This is a genomic window from Marinomonas sp. HM11-D (assembly GCF_057626615.1).
Genome location: NZ_JBMMKT010000016.1, coordinates 15,252 through 32,910, shown reverse-complemented (window position 1 = coordinate 32,910; position 17,659 = coordinate 15,252). Strand labels below are relative to the sequence as shown.

General features: G+C 48.2%; 17 protein-coding genes. 4 read left to right on the top strand and 13 right to left on the bottom strand.

The annotated features are described in order from the left end of the window. Window positions 1-93: 93 nt before the first annotated feature. The 3 genes from ACOSVP_RS16635 to glmU form a co-directional block, all read right to left on the bottom strand. Complete coding sequence (locus ACOSVP_RS16635) at window positions 94-1,167, bottom strand: amidohydrolase family protein (RefSeq protein ID WP_487348599.1); 1,074 nt, start codon at window positions 1,165-1,167, stop codon at window positions 94-96. A 247-nt stretch (window positions 1,168-1,414) separates the two neighbouring features. Further along, complete coding sequence (gene glmS / locus ACOSVP_RS16630) at window positions 1,415-3,244, bottom strand: glutamine--fructose-6-phosphate transaminase (isomerizing) (RefSeq protein WP_487348598.1); 1,830 nt, start codon at window positions 3,242-3,244, stop codon at window positions 1,415-1,417. A gap of 1 nt (window position 3,245) precedes the next feature. After that, the gene (gene glmU / locus ACOSVP_RS16625) at window positions 3,246-4,613 is read right to left on the bottom strand and encodes a bifunctional UDP-N-acetylglucosamine diphosphorylase/glucosamine-1-phosphate N-acetyltransferase GlmU (RefSeq protein ID WP_487348597.1); all 1,368 of its coding nucleotides are present in this window, start codon (window positions 4,611-4,613) and stop codon (window positions 3,246-3,248) included. A 209-nt stretch (window positions 4,614-4,822) separates the two neighbouring features. Between glmU and ACOSVP_RS16620 the strand changes: the two genes are divergently transcribed. Next, window positions 4,823-6,244, top strand: coding sequence for an MBL fold metallo-hydrolase RNA specificity domain-containing protein (locus ACOSVP_RS16620; protein WP_487348596.1), 1,422 nt, complete (start codon window positions 4,823-4,825; stop codon window positions 6,242-6,244). A 57-nt stretch (window positions 6,245-6,301) separates the two neighbouring features. Here the strand turns inward: ACOSVP_RS16620 and ACOSVP_RS16615 are convergent, their stop codons facing one another. Next, window positions 6,302-6,895: an FMN-dependent NADH-azoreductase gene (locus ACOSVP_RS16615; protein ID WP_487348595.1), complete on the bottom strand. Its 594-nt coding sequence runs from the start codon at window positions 6,893-6,895 to the stop codon at window positions 6,302-6,304. Between the two features lie 161 nt (window positions 6,896-7,056). Here ACOSVP_RS16615 and ACOSVP_RS16610 point away from each other — a divergent pair, with 161 nt between their 5' ends. Then, window positions 7,057-7,962 (top strand): LysR family transcriptional regulator, encoded by a 906-nt coding sequence (locus ACOSVP_RS16610; protein ID WP_487348594.1) that lies wholly within the window; start codon window positions 7,057-7,059, stop codon window positions 7,960-7,962. A 51-nt stretch (window positions 7,963-8,013) separates the two neighbouring features. Here ACOSVP_RS16610 and ACOSVP_RS16605 read toward each other — a convergent pair whose 3' ends face one another. After that, a complete protein-coding gene (locus tag ACOSVP_RS16605) occupies window positions 8,014-10,176 on the bottom strand; it encodes a Tex family protein (RefSeq protein WP_487348593.1) in 2,163 nt (720 codons plus the stop codon). A 232-nt stretch (window positions 10,177-10,408) separates the two neighbouring features. Between ACOSVP_RS16605 and ACOSVP_RS16600 the strand changes: the two genes are divergently transcribed. Beyond that, a complete protein-coding gene (locus tag ACOSVP_RS16600) occupies window positions 10,409-10,810 on the top strand; it encodes an H-NS histone family protein (RefSeq protein WP_487348592.1) in 402 nt (133 codons plus the stop codon). A gap of 64 nt (window positions 10,811-10,874) precedes the next feature. Here ACOSVP_RS16600 and trmB read toward each other — a convergent pair whose 3' ends face one another. From trmB to ACOSVP_RS16575, 5 genes are all read right to left on the bottom strand, one after another. Next, complete coding sequence (trmB, locus tag ACOSVP_RS16595) at window positions 10,875-11,597, bottom strand: tRNA (guanosine(46)-N7)-methyltransferase TrmB (RefSeq protein ID WP_487348591.1); 723 nt, start codon at window positions 11,595-11,597, stop codon at window positions 10,875-10,877. Between the two features lie 80 nt (window positions 11,598-11,677). Then, on the bottom strand, window positions 11,678-12,073 hold the full coding sequence (locus ACOSVP_RS16590) for a DUF423 domain-containing protein (RefSeq protein WP_487348590.1): 396 nt from the start codon (window positions 12,071-12,073) through the stop codon (window positions 11,678-11,680). Between the two features lie 14 nt (window positions 12,074-12,087). Further along, a complete protein-coding gene (locus ACOSVP_RS16585; RefSeq protein ID WP_487348589.1) occupies window positions 12,088-13,077 on the bottom strand; it encodes a WD40 repeat domain-containing protein in 990 nt (329 codons plus the stop codon). Next, window positions 13,049-13,519 (bottom strand): sigma D regulator, encoded by a 471-nt coding sequence (rsd, locus tag ACOSVP_RS16580; RefSeq protein WP_487348588.1) that lies wholly within the window; start codon window positions 13,517-13,519, stop codon window positions 13,049-13,051. The genes ACOSVP_RS16585 and rsd overlap by 29 nt, the downstream gene beginning before the upstream one ends. Before the next feature lie 199 nt (window positions 13,520-13,718). Continuing rightward, a complete protein-coding gene (locus ACOSVP_RS16575; RefSeq protein WP_487348587.1) occupies window positions 13,719-14,210 on the bottom strand; it encodes a disulfide bond formation protein B in 492 nt (163 codons plus the stop codon). 145 nt (window positions 14,211-14,355) lie between these two features. Here ACOSVP_RS16575 and ACOSVP_RS16570 point away from each other — a divergent pair, with 145 nt between their 5' ends. Continuing rightward, complete coding sequence (locus ACOSVP_RS16570) at window positions 14,356-14,781, top strand: flagellar basal body-associated FliL family protein (protein ID WP_487348586.1); 426 nt, start codon at window positions 14,356-14,358, stop codon at window positions 14,779-14,781. Between the two features lie 262 nt (window positions 14,782-15,043). On the opposite strand, the gene ACOSVP_RS16565 is transcribed toward ACOSVP_RS16570, so the two are convergent. The 3 genes from ACOSVP_RS16565 to mutY form a co-directional block, all read right to left on the bottom strand. After that, window positions 15,044-15,328 carry an oxidative damage protection protein gene (locus ACOSVP_RS16565; protein WP_487348585.1) on the bottom strand — a complete coding sequence of 95 codons (285 nt, stop codon included), beginning with the start codon at window positions 15,326-15,328 and terminating at the stop codon, window positions 15,044-15,046. A gap of 66 nt (window positions 15,329-15,394) precedes the next feature. Continuing rightward, entirely contained in the window at window positions 15,395-16,549 is a 1,155-nt protein-coding gene (gene chrA / locus ACOSVP_RS16560) for a chromate efflux transporter (RefSeq protein WP_487348584.1), read from the bottom strand. Between the two features lie 38 nt (window positions 16,550-16,587). Further along, on the bottom strand, window positions 16,588-17,652 hold the full coding sequence (mutY, locus tag ACOSVP_RS16555) for an A/G-specific adenine glycosylase (RefSeq protein ID WP_487348583.1): 1,065 nt from the start codon (window positions 17,650-17,652) through the stop codon (window positions 16,588-16,590). Between the last annotated feature and the right edge of the window lie 7 nt (window positions 17,653-17,659).

Genomic DNA, 17,659 nt, shown 5'->3' with positions numbered 1-17,659 from the left:
TATTGTGTGTGATAAGTGCTGCAACGGCAGTTAACTCCATTGCCTTTATTCGAGTGACGCATGATTCTCAGGTCACTCAAAATATGAATCTCGTTAAAGTCGATAGACCCGTTTGGCAGTTTTGCTAAACAGTTCGGCACGCTCTTTGTTTGAATAGTTTGCTGTGGCGCGACACATCGCATTCCAATACACAGCGTAAGAAAAGCTGCCTTTATCGACTGGGAAGTTGCTTTCAAACATGCAGCGCTCTGTACCAAATAAGGTCACTGCAGCGGTTATATAAGGGGCTACTACTTGTGCTAATTGCTCAGATGTCGGCGGGAGGGCTTGTTGGTGCCAAGCAAAGCCCATAATCGGCATGCCAAAGCCGCCAAGTTTTAAGGTGATATTGGAATACTCTGAGAGTTGCGCCAAAGCTGAACGCCAAGCGTTAAAGTGTGTCTCTTTGTCATTAGCATAGGAACCAACACCTAGAGGACCACCGGCATGATTGACGATAATGCTAAGCTCTGGCAGCTGCTTGGCCAGCTCAGCCACTTCTGACAATTGTGTTTGATAGACCCATAAATCAAGGGATAAACCACGCTGACTAAGCGCCTTTGCACCGGCGATAAAGGCATCGCTTAGCATTAAGCCTTCTGCAACTGGCACAGGATTAGAGCGCACGGCCGGATCTTTATGGGCCGCTACAGGCGTTCTAACGCCCTTAAACAAAGCACCACCAGCTTCTTGCATCGCATCCAGAACGGGAGCAACCGCTTTGCCGAGCAATAAATTAGCGCCACCGACAATGCCTGCTGCCACCTTTGTTTTACCATAGCCGCCGCTACGAGCTTGGGCAGCGATTCCACGGACGAATTCTACCTCGCCAATTGGCTGCTCATGCTCAGGACCATCGGCGCGATACATGGTGCGACATTGAACAAACACTGAGGCGATGACATTAAAGCCACTGTCGCCAATATCATCGCTGTATTCGTCCAATAAATAACGAAAGCCTTCTCGATCCCATAAATGATGATGGGCATCGACGATCTCTAGTTCAGGCTCAAGTGCCGTTTCTTGCACCTGCTCCAACCACTGAAGATTTGGATTTGGATTGGGGGAGTTGACTACCATGCGCTGACGCCAAGGTCTTGGCTTGGTTAAAGATGAAGGCTGAGTCACAGTCCACTCCTAAAATCGAAGAATTGATTCCGTGTGATGGCAGAATTGTTGTTATCGCCACCACGGTTTTAGAGTTTTTATGACAGGCAGAGACTTATTTCTAATCACTTTTTATTTACGACTGATCATTTGAACTGATCAATAAAAAAGCCGTTGGACATTTTTCATATCCAACGGCTTTTTACAGAACATTTAAGCTAGCCTAGCTTTAAAATAAAAAATTATTTTATATTTTAAAATCAATAAGTTACTCAACTGTAACAGACTTAGCGAGATTTCGCGGCTGATCCACGTCGGTGCCCTTCACTACCGCCACATGGTACGACAGTAGCTGCAGTGGGATCGTGTGTACGATTGGCTCTAATACTTCTTCTACCCATGGAATTTCGTTGTAGTAGATACCTTCTGCTTCTTCAAAGCCGGTTTCTTTGGCACCAAACACATACAACTCACCGCCACGGGCACGCACTTCTTGCAGGTTAGATTTCAATTTATCCAACATCTGGTTGTTTGGTGCGACAGTAATGATAGGCATAGTTTCATCCACTAGCGCCAGTGGACCGTGCTTTAGCTCCCCTGCTGGGTAGGCTTCGGCGTGAATATAGCTGATCTCTTTTAGCTTTAATGCGCCTTCTAAAGCAATCGGGAACATTGGCCCACGGCCTAGGAACAAGGCATTGTGTTTATTGGCAAACTGCTCTGATACCAGTTTAATCGCTTCGTCCTGCTTGATGGCAGCATCCACATACGCAGGTAGCGAGCGTAATGCACGCACCAGTTCCGCTTGCTTAGCAGCGCTTAGCTCGCCTTTTTCAGAAGCAATGGCAATCGAGGTAATCAATAGCGCCGTTAACTGAGTGGTAAAGGCTTTGGTCGATGCCACACCGATTTCAGCGCCCGCATTGGTTAGCAAGGTTAGACCTGACTCTCGCACCAGTGTCGAAGAGGGTACGTTACAAATCGCCAAAGTGGTTAGGTAGTTCAGCTCTTTCGCCATACGCAGCGCCGCTAGCGTATCGGCCGTTTCACCTGACTGAGACAGCGTTAGGAACAAGGTATTTTTTGGCACTGCTACCTTACGGTAGCGGTACTCGCTGGCCACTTCCACGGTACAAGGAATATTAGCCAGATCTTCGATCCAGTATTTCGCCACCATACCCGCATGATAACTGGTACCACAGGCAACGATATGAATATTTTCAATCTCTTTTAAGAAGGCTGAATCCGCGCCAAAGCAGCTGGTTAGAATGCGATCGTCATTGATACGTCCTTCTAAACAGGCCGCAATCACCTTTGGCTGCTCGTAGATTTCTTTGAGCATGTAATGGCGGAATTCACCTTTATCGGTAGCATCGACATTGTGATTAAAGACGCTGATCGGACGTTCTTGCACCTTATCATTCGCATCGTAAATCGTCACCGCATCACGGGTTAACTCCACCACATCGCCTTCTTCAAGGAAGATAAATTGGTCAGTTACATGCAGCAATGCTAGCTGATCAGAAGCCACAAAGTTCTCTTCAATACCAACACCCACGACTAATGGGCTACCTTTACGCGCGGCAATCAAACGCTCGTTTTCATCGTTCAAGGTCACGGCAATGGCGAAAGCACCGTGCAGACGCTTTAGGGCATTTTTCACAGCTTTTAGAAAATCTGGCTCGGTTTTCAAAGCGTGGTGAATCAAGTGCACGATCACTTCGGTATCGGTTTCTGAACGGAACTCATAGCCCAACTCAATCAACTCGCGGCGTAATGCTTCGTGGTTTTCAATAATGCCATTATGCACCAAGGCCAGATCGTCACCGGAGAAATGTGGGTGGGCATTGGCTTCGGTTGGCTTACCGTGAGTCGCCCAACGAGTGTGAGCGATGCCAAGCTTGCCATCTAGCGGCATTGCCTCGAACTTGTCTTTCAGTGCTTGTACCTTGCCCACGGCACGGTGTGCACGTACGCCGGTTTCATTATTGATCGCCACACCAGACGAGTCATAACCACGATATTCAAGACGAGATAAGCCTTCTAATAGAATTTTTGCTACGTTACGTTGAGCAATTGCGCCGACGATACCACACATATTATTTCTCCTGCTTGGTCGGACGCGCCCAACCGTCTTTATTCATTTGTTTTGCACGGCCAAAGGCTAGCTGATTTTCAGCCACCGTCTTGGTAATGGTAGAACCCGCTGCGATGGTTGCTCCCGCTTGAATTTCTACCGGTGCTACCAGAGCTGAGTTAGAACCAACAAATACGCCGTCACCAATAATGGTTTGGAATTTATTCACGCCATCGTAGTTACAGGTAATAGTACCTGCGCCAACGTTAACCCCAGCGCCCATTTGCGTGTCGCCAACATAGCTTAAATGGTTAACCTTACTGCCTTCACCAATATGCGCTTTTTTGGTCTCAACGAAGTTACCGATCTTGGCTTTGTTTGCAAGTACAGTTCCTGGACGCAGACGAGCAAATGGCCCCAAGTCACAACTTGTGCCCACAGTACTATCTTCAATCATAGTATTGGCTTTAATTACCGTGTTATCGGCCACGGTACAGTTTCTCAATACACAATTTGGACCGATTTCAACGTTTTCGCCCAGAGTTACCTTACCTTCAAACACACAGTTCACATCGATCACGCAATCTTGGCCAGTGACCAGCTCACCACGGATATCAATGCGGCTTGGGTCCATTAGAGTGGCACCGTTACGCATCAGTGATTCTGCCTGTTGCTGTTGCCAAACGCGCTCAAGCGCTGCCAACTGCACACGATCATTCACGCCGCTGACTTCCCACTCTTGCTCAGGATGCACGGTAACAATTTCCACACCTTGCTCAGCCGCCATGGCGATAACGTCGGTAAGGTAGTATTCCCCTTGGGCATTGTTGTTAGTCAATGCAGCTAACCAATTTTGTAGCTTGGCGTTTGGTGCCAGCAAAATGCCGGTGTTTACTTCATTAATCAGTAATTGCTCAGGGTTGGCGTCTTTTTGTTCAACGATGGCCGTTACAGCGCCTTGCACATCACGCACGATACGGCCATAACCAAATGGGTTATCTAGTTTGATGGTTAGCAATACCAAGGTATTGTCATTAGATAGAGACAGCATACGCTCTAACGTCGAACGCTGAATCAATGGCACATCGCCGTATAGGGTTAAAGTACTGCCGTTCTCACTTAGAGAAGGAGCCGCACGACGTAGCGCATCTCCGGTGCCTTGAGGGTCATTTTGCCAAACGATATTAGCAGAGAAATCCTGACAAGCCTGCTCGACTTGCTCGCCCTGATGACCGACAACCAGATGTAACTGGGCATTGCTTAAGCCACTGGCAGTCGCTAATACACGACGTACCATCGCCTCTCCGGCAAGTTTATGAAGCACCTTTGAAGAGGCTGATTTCATACGACTTCCCTTACCAGCGGCAAGGATCACAATATCCTGTGTCATAGAGCAATGTCCCAAATATTTTACTGTCATCTTTAATTAAGCGGTATTAGACCTCTTGTGCAGCTTTGCCGCAATTTCTTTTGTCATAAATATTTTGACAAGTAACTACCCTATTCCTGTTAAGTGCCGTGCGATGGGTCATGTAGCACAATCAGCGCTTTATGCTAACCTTAATTTTTATCCATAATTCAATAGCATAAGGATTTGTAATGTACGAGATTACACACCATGGAGCCAAGGATGGCGTAACGGGATCTTGTCATGAACTTTTGATCGATCAGAGCCATAGTTTGCTGGTCGATTGCGGTTTATTTCAGGGTGCTGAAACCTCGCAAAACGGTGCCAACAATGAGCTGCTGGCCATTGAGTTTGACATCAGCTCCGTTCAAGCACTTGTCGTTACCCATGTCCATATCGATCATGTGGGACGCATTCCCTATTTATTGGCGGCTGGATTTGAGGGACCAATTTTATGCTCCAAACCCAGCGCACAATTACTACCGCTGGTGATTGAAGATGCCCTAAAAGTCGGCGTGACCCGAAATCAAAGTATTATCGAGGCCTGTTTAGCACGTTTACAAGATCAGCTGGTGGCTCTGGATTATCAACAATGGTATGACCTACCGTTGCCTGATAGTGAGAAAAGCTGCCGTATTAAGCTAAGCACCGCCGGTCATATTCTCGGCTCGGCCTATGTCACGGTGCGCTTAAAAGAAACGGCTAAAGCCAAACCTTGGGATGTAATTTTTTCTGGGGATTTAGGAGCGCCCTACGCACCACTGTTAGCGGCACCGAAGTCACCCTATCGAGCAGATCAGCTGGTATTAGAAAGTACCTATGGCGATCGCAATCATGAAGATCGCCACCATCGACGCCAACGGCTACAAGCCTCCATGGAAAAAGCCCTTGCCGATGGTGGCGTGGTATTGATTCCGGCCTTTTCGATTGGTCGAACTCAGGAACTGCTGTATGAGATCGAAAGTATTATCCATGACTCCCCAAAACAAGCCATTAGTCATACGGCCACGGGTCAAACGCTAACGTGGCAAGACTTAGACATTATTGTCGATTCGCCGTTAGCCAGTCAGTTCACTGAGGTGTATCGCGCGTTAAAACCCTATTGGGATAAAGAAGCCATACGACGCGTCAAGCTAGGCCGTCATCCACTAAGCTTTGAGCAACTTACCACCATTGATAGTCACGAGCTGCATGAGCAAACCGTGGCCTATTTAGCGCGACAAAAACGCCCTGCCATTGTGATTGCCGCTTCCGGTATGTGCGCTGGCGGGCGTATTGTGAATTATCTAAAAGCCCTGCTCGGCGATGAACGCAACGATGTCATTTTTGTCGGTTACCAAGCCCAAGGCACACCGGGACGAGACATTCTGGCTTATCACCAGAAAGAAAATGGCTATGTGGTGCTAGACGGACAACAAATAGAGATTAAAGCCCATATTTGGCAAATCGGCGGTTATTCGGCTCACGCGGGACAACAGGACTTGGTGAACTTTGCTAAACGTATGCGCCAGCCACCAAAGACGATTCATTTAGTGCATGGGGAGACAGAGGCCAAGCAAGCATTAAAAGACGCCTTTCAGAGCCAGCTTCCGCAAATCAATATAGTGCTCTAAAACGCAAACGGGGCAGCACTTTTGGTGCTGCCCCGCTGCAAGCTTACTGAGGGTGGATTACACCGCTTCAGCAATACGGCCTTTGGCGCTAGTGAAAGCTTTTTCACCGTCTTCACCCAATGCTTGACCGCCCGCTACGAAAGCGTCTTTGACGTTCAAACCGATAAAGTTTAAGAAGGTTTTAACGTACGGTAGTTGGTGATCGTATGGTGTGTTTTCTAGGAAGCTGCCGCTTGCCAAGAACACGTACGCGTCTTTGTTCACCAAGCCCACTGGGCCTTCTTCTGTGTATTTGAAGGTACGGCCAGCACGAGCGACGTAATCAAAGTAAGACTTCAAAGTCGATGGAATGCTGAAGTTGTAAGTTGGCGCACTGATCGCTACCACATCTGCAGCTTCTAGCTCTGCGATCAGTTCGTCACCGATCGCTACGATCGCTTGCTGTTCAGCAGTGCGATCCTGTTCTGGTGTGAACAAAGCGCCCAATGTTTCGCTAGTGAAGTGTGGTAGTGGCTTAGCGTTTACGTCGCGTACCACCACTTGGCCGTCTGGGTTCTTTGCTAACCATTGTGCTACGAAAGCATCTGCTAGTTGACGAGATTTAGAGTTGTCACCTGATGCGCTTGAGTCGATACGTAATAGAGTTGCCATGATTAATCTCCTAATATTCTTTGGGAAGCGTTGCTTCAACGTCATTCGATAGAGCCATATTAAAACCAGTTTTTTTGATAAAAAAGCGTAACTTTTTGACGATTCCAATCGAAAAATACGATATAAGAGAAGAAACACTATAATACGACGGAAGATTCTCCATGAAAGCACCTAGAGTAACCTTGGAACAGTGGCGCGTGCTTCAGGCCGTAGTCGATAAAGGCGGCTTCGCGCAAGCGGCGGAAGCCCTACACAAGAGCCAATCCTCTATTAGCTATACGGTAGCCAAGCTACAAGAGCAATTAGGCTACCCATTGCTGACCATTGATGGCCGTAAAGCCAAGCTCACAGAACGGGGCGAAGTATTACTTAGACGCTCACGTCATCTATTAAAAGAAGCGGTCGATTTAGAAGAACTGGCCCATACCCTAGGCCAAGGCTGGGAGCCCGAAATTGAACTAGTTGTCGATGAGGCTTTCCCAACGCCAGCATTACTTCGCGCATTGCGCGCGTTTGAACCACAAAGCCAAGGCACTCAAGTGCAACTGAAAGAAGTGGTACTCAGTGGTGCCCTCGACAACTTATCCAGCGGTTCTCCGGACCTTGTACTCAGTGGCATTGTGCCAAAGGGCTACCTTGCCGACCCGATTGTCGAAGTAGAAATGATCGCCGTGGCAGCACCGGATCATCCATTATTTCAAGAACAAGGCAAAATCAGTAACGAACGCCTGAAACAAGAGCTACAAGTGGTGATTCGCGACTCTGGCCGAGAAAGTTCAGTCGATGAAGGCTGGTTGGGGGCTGATCGCCGTTGGACCGTGTCCAGCGTACAATCAGCTTTAGAAGTCGTGGCTTCAGGTATAGGCTTTGCTTGGCTTCCTATCGCCGACCTGCGCGACTCTTTAGACAACGGACGTTTAAAAAGACTGACGCTGGAATCTGGCGGTGAACGCAGTTTCCATATGTATGCGATCTTCGGTAAAGGTGAGCGAACAGGGCCCGCGACACGTTTATTTGTGGAATTACTACAGCAATCCTGCGCCCAGTGTAATGCCATTCGCAAGTAAGGCCGAATACAGCAAGGTAGCACTTAACAGTACTACCTTGCTCGAATAGGATTATTTAATCCGCTTTAAGCCAATACGTTTGCGTTTGGCATCCACTTCTAACACTTGCACTTTGACCACTTCTCCGACGCGCACTTCATCACGAGGATCCTTAACAAAGCGATCCGCCAGCTGTGAAATATGGATCAAGCCATCCTGATGCACGCCTAAGTCAACAAAGGCGCCAAACGCCGCCACGTTGGTGACTACGCCCTCAAGCGTCATGCCCTCTTGTAGATCTTCAATGCTACTGACCGAATCATCAAAGCTCGCATATTGGAACTCTGGACGTGGATCGCGGCCAGGTTTAGCCAGTTCTTGCAGAATATCTTGAATGGTAAAGCGCTGCTCTGAGTTGGCAAGCACTGCGGATTTCAACACAGCTAAGGTCGATGGGTTGCCAATCATATTGGACAACTCTTGTTTGACCGAGCGCGCCATCTGTTTGACCAGCTCATAGGATTCAGGGTGCACGGCTGAGGCATCTAACGGTTCGCTGCCACCACGGATACGTAAAAAGCCCGCACACTGCTCAAAGGCTTTATCACCAATACCTTTGACCTTTTTCAGCTGATTGCGATTGCTAAAGCCGCCAAGCTGCTCACGCAGTTCGACAATGTTTTGCGCTAAGCGTTGGGTTAAGCCCGAGACATAAGTAAGTAAGGAAACCGAGGCCAGATTAAGATCCACGCCGACCGCGTTTACACAGTCCTCCACCACAGCACCAAGCGCCTCGCTCAAGCGATTGGCTTTGACGTCGTGTTGATATTGGCCAACGCCTATGGCTTGTGGGTCAATTTTAACCAACTCCGCTAACGGGTCTTGGAAACGACGGGCAATGGAAATCGCGCCGCGGATGGTAACATCAAGATCAGGAAACTCTTCAATGGCCACTGGCGATGCCGAGTAAACCGAAGCCCCCGCTTCCGATACGATGACGCAACGACAGCCTAGCTGATATTGCTTAATCATCTGCTTAGCAAAAGTTTCAGTTTCGCGCGACGCAGTGCCATTACCAATCACCAGCCAATCAATGTTCTGTTTTTGAATCACTTTCGCCAGTAACGCTTCCGCCTCTACCGATTTATTTTGTGGTGGGTGTGGATAAATCACACCGTTATCCAATAATTGTCCGTATTCATCCACTGCCGCCCATTTGACACCGTTTCTAAAACCTGGGTCTAAGGCCAAGGTTCTTTTAGCGCCAGCAGGTGCGGCCATTAATAGATCTTTTAGGTTGGCTTGAAATACTTCAATGGCAGAAGCTTCGGCAGTGTCTTTTAATTCCCCTAATAGATCGGTTTCTAATTTGGGCTGGATTTTTTCTTGCCACGCTTTGTCCAACCATGCCAGCTTTTCCTTGCTCGGTGTACTGTCTTTAATTTCAGGAAAGCCGAAAGGCGTGATATATAAAGCATTAGTTAAGGCGTATGGTAGACCACCCTCTAATTCAATAGAGAGCTTTAAAAAGCCTTCTTTTTTTCCGCGGAACAAGGCTAATAATCGATGGGGCGGGCACTTTTTAAGGGGCTCTTGGTAATCAAAGTAATCGCGAAACTTTTCACCTGCTTCTTTTTTACCACGCAATACCCGACTCGTTAGCACGCCATCCTGCTGTAGGCACAACTTAGCTTGTTGTAGAGTAATAATATTTTGCGCTAAACGCTCAATAATTATATCCGCGGCACCTAGTAATGCGGCGTCATAACTAACAGGCTCATTAAATGCACCTTTTAGCGAGTCAAAGTGTTTCTGGCTTTGAGCTTGGCCTTCTTGCCATAACACAATCGCGAAAGGCAACAACCCTAAATCAATAGCTAGGTCCGCTTTACTCTTTCGCGTCTTCTTAAAAGGCGCATAAATATCTTCTAATTCCGTCTTACTTTTTGCCTGATTAATAGAATTAAAAACCGCTTTCGGAATATCAGGTAGCTCTTTTAATAACTCAATGATGGCAGCGCGACGTTTTTCCAGCTCCACCAAATATTGCCAGCGCCCGTGAAAGCTACGCAGCAGCTCATCTGACATGGCACCGGTTACTTCCTTGCGATAGCGAGCGATAAAAGGTACGGTGGCGCCGTCTTCAAACAGATTGATGATATTTTTTACAGTCGTTTCAGAGGTTGAGTATTCTTTGGCCAAAGCCACTAACATGGTATTTAAAAAAGTCGTCATAATATTTACTAAAAACTTAAGATAATTCGCTTATTAACAGCGTTTTTATTAATTTTTTTGTTCGGCATTGATTTAAAATAACTCAATGGATGCTATTCTTAGTCCTTCAGACTTCAAGTAAGTTTTGGAATTTAGCTTACCTGTTTAGATAAACAAAGAGAAACACAGTTTTGGATGGATTTCTGTTCTGTGTTCGCGTTAATAAATGCGTTTCAGATAATTAGGGGAAATCATGAGCTTACTAGCAGAGCTAGCTGGAAACAAAGCCAAAGCACGTGCTGCGGCAAAAGACCTTACCATTGCACAACTAGAAAACCTAATCGAAGGTTTAAACAATGCTTTGGTTAAAATGCAAGAAGACGAACAAGCTCGCCAAGCGGAAATTGAAGAGAAAGCTCGTCAAGCATCAGATATTGCTAAGATGATCGAAGCAAGTGGTTTAACTCTAGAAGAGATTGCTGCACTAAGCGGTGCTCGCTCTAACCCAACTAAGGGTAAAACTGTTAAACCTAAATACCGTATCGAATGGAATGGTGAAACGATTGAGTGGAGTGGCCGTGGCCGTACACCAAAAGCGTTTCAAGAGTACTTTGATGCTGGCAACTCTCGCGAATCAGCAGAAATTAACGATTAATTTTTGTCTGAATCATAAAAAAACCGACGCTGTGCGTCGGTTTTTTTGTTTATGCGTTACTCAATTACAGAGTGGATTCACTGATCTTGGTGTAAATCAAATCCCATACACCGTGACCTAAACGCTCACCACGCTGTTCAAATTTCGTTAGCGGACGCCATTCTGGACGTGGGTGGTAATTGCCTTTACCTGCCGCATTTTCATAGTTCGCTTGCACTTCCATCACTTCCATCATGTGCTCTGCGTACGGTTCCCAGTCAGTGGCCATGTGAAAAATACCACCGGTTTTCAGCACGTTAGCAACTTGCTGAGCAAACAACGGCTGTACGATACGACGCTTGTTGTGCTTTTTCTTATGCCATGGATCTGGGAAGAATAGCTGGAACGTAGACGCTTGGCCCTGCGGTAGACAATCCGCCATCACTTCGATCGCATCGTGGCAGTACACACGGATATTGTTAATACCAGCCTCTTCAGCCAGCATCATTAGCTTGGCCACACCGGGTGGGTGCACTTCGATACCGATGAAGTCTTTCTCTGGCGCATTTTTAGCCATTTCAACCAATGACGCGCCCATGCCAAAGCCCACTTCTAGTACCACTTCAGAAGTGCGTCCAAACACTTCCTCGTACGAGATACGACCGTCAGCAACTTCTAAGCCGTACACGTCCCAGTTGGCGTCGTAGGCTTTCTGTTGACCTTCCGTCATACGACCACCTCGTACAACGAAGCTGCGGATGCGGCGATGTTTAATGTCTGGATTTGTTGGGTTTTGTTCGTCTTGCATGGAGTTGCCAGTCTCAAATTCAAAATTAGGCGCGTATGGTACTAAAATCGAATAAAAATGTCTGTTAATTCACCACTTTCTTAAGGCTTAGAATGGCTAGAATTTTGTACAAAGCATTTCAACATCATCAGCCAACCCGCTAGATAGAGCACACCACCGATTGGCGTCACTGCCCCCAATATACGGATATCGGTCAGGGTCATGACTGCCAAGGAACCCGCGAACAATAGATTGCCTAGAGTAAACAAACGCGCTGGCCACAGAAACTTGACGCTAACGGAAGCTAATAGAACAGCCAACACACAGCCAAGGCTGTGATACATCAGATACTGGCAAGCGGTTTGCCACCAGTCTAGGTTTTGTGCGGCCACCATGTTTTTTAAGCCGTGGGCGCCAAATGCTCCCGCCGCCACAGAGATAAACGCTTGCAGGGCGGCGATCGCTCCCCAGCGCTGTTGTAAAGAAGAAAGTTGCATCGTGAAATCAGACTTTATTGAAAGACATTGAGATAACCATTACTGCCAATGGCGTAATAGCTGTTGCCCGCACCAAACGCCAACGCCAACACCGCAGAGCCTGTGGGTCGAAGGGTATCTTTAAGATACATATCCCAAGAACGGGTGACCTCACCAGTCATGACTTCCACGAGATTAACGCGACGATTTTGTTGCCCGAGCAATAACAGGCGATTGGAATTTGAAAAGACCGCTTGGCTAATGGTGACATTACGCGACTGCAAGGCGCCAGTATCAATTTGGCTCACCTGCGCACCGGTTAAGGTCGACCAAACTTTGGCGTCCCCTAATTGCGCCGCAGCGAACACATAGGCACCGTCATTAGAGAGCTTAACCGTAGAAATATTGTTATCGAGTTGCCAGCGCTGTTTGATTTCGCCAGTACTTAAATCCCATAGGATCACTTGATAGAGATCGTCACCAGTCAGGCCATAGCGACCATCTGGAGTGACATCTACAGAACGAACCACCGCACCGGTACGTAAGGTTTGGCGAATGCCTCCATTTTTAATATCGAAATAACGCGCGGTTTGGTCATCCATGCCCACCAGAGCGAAATCACCATTACGGGTTAATTTTAGAGATTTTACATCCCCAGGCGTATTCCAAAAGCCTAACGACTGCCCCGTAACCGTGCTCCACAGCACCATGGTGCGCGCACCACCGGTCGCAGCAAAATCACCACTTGGATCAATATCCACGGCAATCAAAGGGGTTGCTTCACCTGCCGCGTGGTTCCAATTATAGAGGCGCTGAGACGGCGTATTTTTCCAAAAACTACCGCCATGCTGAATCGAACCGATCAGGGAGCCCGATCCGTTATCACTGAGTGCCGCAGAATACAGCCCTTGCACCGCCATTGAGCTGGTCACAACTGGATCTTCTGCGGAACAGGCGCTTAGCAGGGCAATGGATGCCCCTGCTAATAGCAAGCGCTTAAGCACTTTGCTCGCTGTGGGCCTCATGCAGTTCCTCAATGAGCTGATCTTCATAGGCAAATCGTTCTTCCATCAAAACGCCAAGAGTTTGCAATGCAAAGGGGAGATCGCTGAGCTGCTTATTACAATGCTCTTTGGTGTCGTATTTATCATTAAATTCCAACACGATACTTGTGTTGGTTGATAACTCTGGCATCAACTTGTGCAAGCAGGCCAAGGCGCTATCATCATGAAACTCTTTCGCTTCTAACGCTAACTGTTCATACACTTCAAAATGCCCAGTGGACACATAATCCACTAGCATTTCACAAAACACCTGTACTTTTGGAGTGTCCGTGGGCGTGTATTCGCCGATCTCACGCAGGGTTACAAAGGCTTCTACCAACGCCTTACGATGCTGTAACCAGCGGTCAATGATTTCATGGACTCCCCCCCATCGCTCTTGCGCAGTTTTACAACGTTCTAACATGACATGTCTCCTAACTACGTTCTTCTTTTGATGGTGGCTAGTGCGTCAATGCCGCGCACCCATACTATCCCTGTGTACTTGTTTTTTACCCGTGTTTCACATTTTTAGCATATTCCGTTCTCACTGCCCCTGCAAGACAGGGGCAAGAAGCTTTTGTTAACAAAGTACTGACTTTGTGTAACTGATATCAACGCTGAGATCATTTAGTTTTTACAGCAATGGCTAAGTTAATTAGGGCCATGGCCACAAATGCCACCAAGGTCCAACCAGGGATACTAAGTCCAAGGAAAGTCCACAACACATCGCCGCACTCGCCGGTACCCATAATCATGGCCTGCATAATTTCCTGCCATGGGAATACTTCAAACATGTAGCTCAACCCTGGCAAACACGCAGGTAGCTCATCAACCGGTAGGCTTTGCAGATACAGATGACGAATCGCAAGCCCCGCCCCCAACAGCGACAGCACGACAATCGGCCACGCCAGTTTACGATGCCAGGAGGCCTTAGCACCCAATGCTGAAATCAGCGACACCACCCCGATACAGAAAAACGCAATGCGCTGCAACATACACAATGGGCAAGGTTCGAGCCCCATTTGATATTCCATGTAGAAGGCCACGCCCAACAAAGCGAAGGCAACCAAGGCAATAACAGCGTGAAAACGACGTGCGGACAACAACGCGACCATAGTGGAAAGATCCTTTTATCGATACTTAACAGTGACCAGTGAAAATCTAGACAGTAGAATAACCAGAAAGTGCAATGAACTACTGCCATCTATACTTGTTGAGGAGTAGTATAACGAGTAATGACGTGAATTCGAGAGAGGAACTATGAAGCACATCACGCAGCTAGGCAAAACGCGCTTACTGATCGCCCTAACCTGTTTACTGGCTCTACTGACGACACCTGCGTTTGCTGAGGATGAAGCAGCTCCTGTGGTACCAAGTTACATTGAGCTGAACCCTGATTTTATCGTGAACTACAATGCTTCGGGTCCGCGTTTGCATTACATCAAAACCAAGATTAGCTTGCGTACCGACAGCACTCGAGAAGGGGTTATTTTGGCGAATATGCCGTTAGTGCGTGATGCGATCGTAATGTTTCTAAGCGCTCGTACTCAAGAACAAGTCACGGGGGCGATTGCCCGTGAGCAGACCCGCGAAGACGCTAAAGCAGCGATCAATGCCGTACTAAAAGAAGAAACTGGCGCTGAGCCAGTGATGGATGTGCTGTTTGCCAGCTTTGTAACGCAATAATCTAATCGTACGACCCGACGCCGTTCGGGGAAGCAGACCTTCAATCGCGGGATACAACCCGCTCGTACGATCCGACTCAGTTCGGGGACGCAGACCTTCAATCGCGGGATACAACCCGCTCGTACGACCCGACTCCGTTCGGGGAAGCTTGGAATTTCGGGGCGGGACGCTCCTCCCACAAGATTCCTCCGAGGATAAGATGAAAAACGCCGCTAGCAGAGAGCCTGCTAGCGGCGTTTTTTGTGCTGATAAGAGCTTGTGATTAAAGCTCTTGAATATCGTTCGGATCCACATAGCCTTGTAGGCGATCGGTTTCTTCGTTGTTGAAGAATTTATCCATCTGCTCCAACAGGTACTTACGCGTATCTGGTTGCATCAAGTTTAGATGCTTTTCATTAATAATCATGGTTTGCAGAGTTTGCCACTCTTGCCATGCTTGCTTAGAAACATTTTCTAGCACTTCTTGGCCTTTCGCACCTGGCAGCGGTGCACGCTCTAAGCCTTCCATCTCTTTCTGGTATTTTTTACAGAATACAGTGTTCGCCATGCTGATCTCTCAATTATTCGTTCATTTGCTAACTATATGGGCGCTCACGTTACAGGTTTCAAGCGCTTAGAACAACGCTGTCACCACACCGCCTAGCACAAACACACTGACTAATTGCCAAATGGCGGGCTTTTTCCAACGCAGCCAAGTAAAAGCTAGAATCACCACCAACGCCTGCCAAATGCCCGTCACACTGCTGGGTAAAATCGGAAACAACAAGGTCGCCACCAATAAGCCCACCACGGCAGCATTGATCGCCACTAAAGCACCTTGCACGCGCGGATAATGCGCTAAACCTTGCCAAAAATGCTGCCCTACTAACATCAGCAATAACCCAGGCAAGAAAATCGCTAGGGTGGCCAACAATGCCCAGATAACCAGTTGCCCCTCGGGTGCCGACACAGCCCCAATGTAGGTTGCTAGGGTAAACATAGGGCCAGGCACCGCTTGTGCAGCAGCATAACCGGTTAGCAAATTAGACGTCGAAACCAAGTCTACCAACTGCTCGGACATCAACGGCAATACCACATGACCGCCACCAAACACCAAACTTCCCGCTTGGAATAGTTCTGATACCAAGGCCAGCCAGCCGTTACCGTGAATCAGCGCCGTAACAATAAAGAGTGCCACAAACAGACCCAAGGCTAAATAAGCTACAGTCGCCGACATTCGGCCATGAAACGCTTTGCTAGTCGTATCCCCTAGCCATACTGCGCCGACAAGCCCTGCTAACAGTACTAATAGCAAGCTGCCGAGTCCCAATGGCCAAAGCAAAATAAACAGCATGCTCAGAATGGCAATTAGGCGAGTACGGTAGCCTTGGCAAAACGAATTCCCCATGCCCCAGATGGCATCCATAATGACCACTACCGCCATCAGTTTTAATGCACCCAAAATGCCTAAAAAGACATCATGTTCGGAGAACTGACTGCCAATGACGGCAAACACACACATTAAGATGACAGAAGGAAGGGTAAAACCAACAAAGGCGGCGATGGCTCCAGCGATACCACCACGATGGTAGCCAAGAGCAAAGCCCACTTGGCTCGATCCAGGCCCAGGCATAATTTGACTCAAGGCCACCCATTGCGCGTATTCCGTTTCCGTAGCCCAGCCCAAACGCTCTACGAACTCTTTACGGAAATAGCCAATATGTGCCGCTGGGCCGCCAAAACTGGTGCAGCCTAACAGTAGAAACTTCCAGAAAATCGTCAGAAACATACGTCTATCCTTTACTCTTCGATCATCCGTTCAAGGGCTTAGATCAACTGCCGTCTTTCTTCATGGGTTTCCAGCAAGGTACGCACTGGTGCAGGCAGACCAAGCGCCAAAGCTTTGTCCAATTCAAACCACTGATACTTAGTTTGCTCCGCTACCCTAGGGGTACTTACAACCGCTAATTCAGACGGCAATATGTCCAAATGATAGTGGCTAAAGGTATGACGAAACGGTGACAGACTCATGACATGGTTAACATTGACGCCCAGTCGCTGCTCGGCAGCTTGCACCACATCCTCTTCTTGTGCTACTTCCGGCAAGCTCCATAAGCCCCCCCAAATACCTGTCGCAGGGCGTTTTTCCAACAAGACTTGAGAACCTTCGCGTAGCACTAGCATTTGCGTGGCACGCACTGGTTTGGCAGCTTTCTTAGGCTTTGACTTAGGGAAATCTGTCGGTGTACCTGTGGCAAGACCGTCACAGTCAGCTTGCAATGGGCACTCACCACAACGGGGCTTAGAGCGGGTACAAAGTGTTGCCCCCAAATCCATCATGGCTTGAGTGTAATCACCACAGCGATCTGCGGGCGTATAGCTCTCGGCGAGCTCCCACATGGCCGCCTCGGTTTTACGCTCCCCCGGCCAAACGGGAACAGCATGGTAACGGGCCAAGACGCGTTTTACGTTGCCATCCAAAATCGCTAACGATTCATTACGGGAAATCGACAGGATCGCCGCAGCGGTGGAACGCCCAATCCCAGGCAATTCACACACGCCTTCTTGGCTGATAGGAAATTCCCCTTGCCAGTCGTCCACCAGCTTCTGTGCTGCCTTGTGCATATTGCGGGCACGGGCGTAATAGCCCAAACCACTCCAATGGGACAGCACCTCATCTTGTGGCGCACGGGCCAGCGCATACACATCCGGAAAGGACTGCATAAAGCGCTCGTAGTAAGGAATTACAGTGGTGACTTGGGTCTGCTGCAGCATAATTTCAGAGATCCAAACACGGTACGGGGTTTTGTTTTGTTGCCACGGGAGGTGTTTGCGCCCGTGCTGGTCAAACCAATCCAGCACTCGGGGCGCAAAGTTTTGTTTCGGAGTCATCTACTAC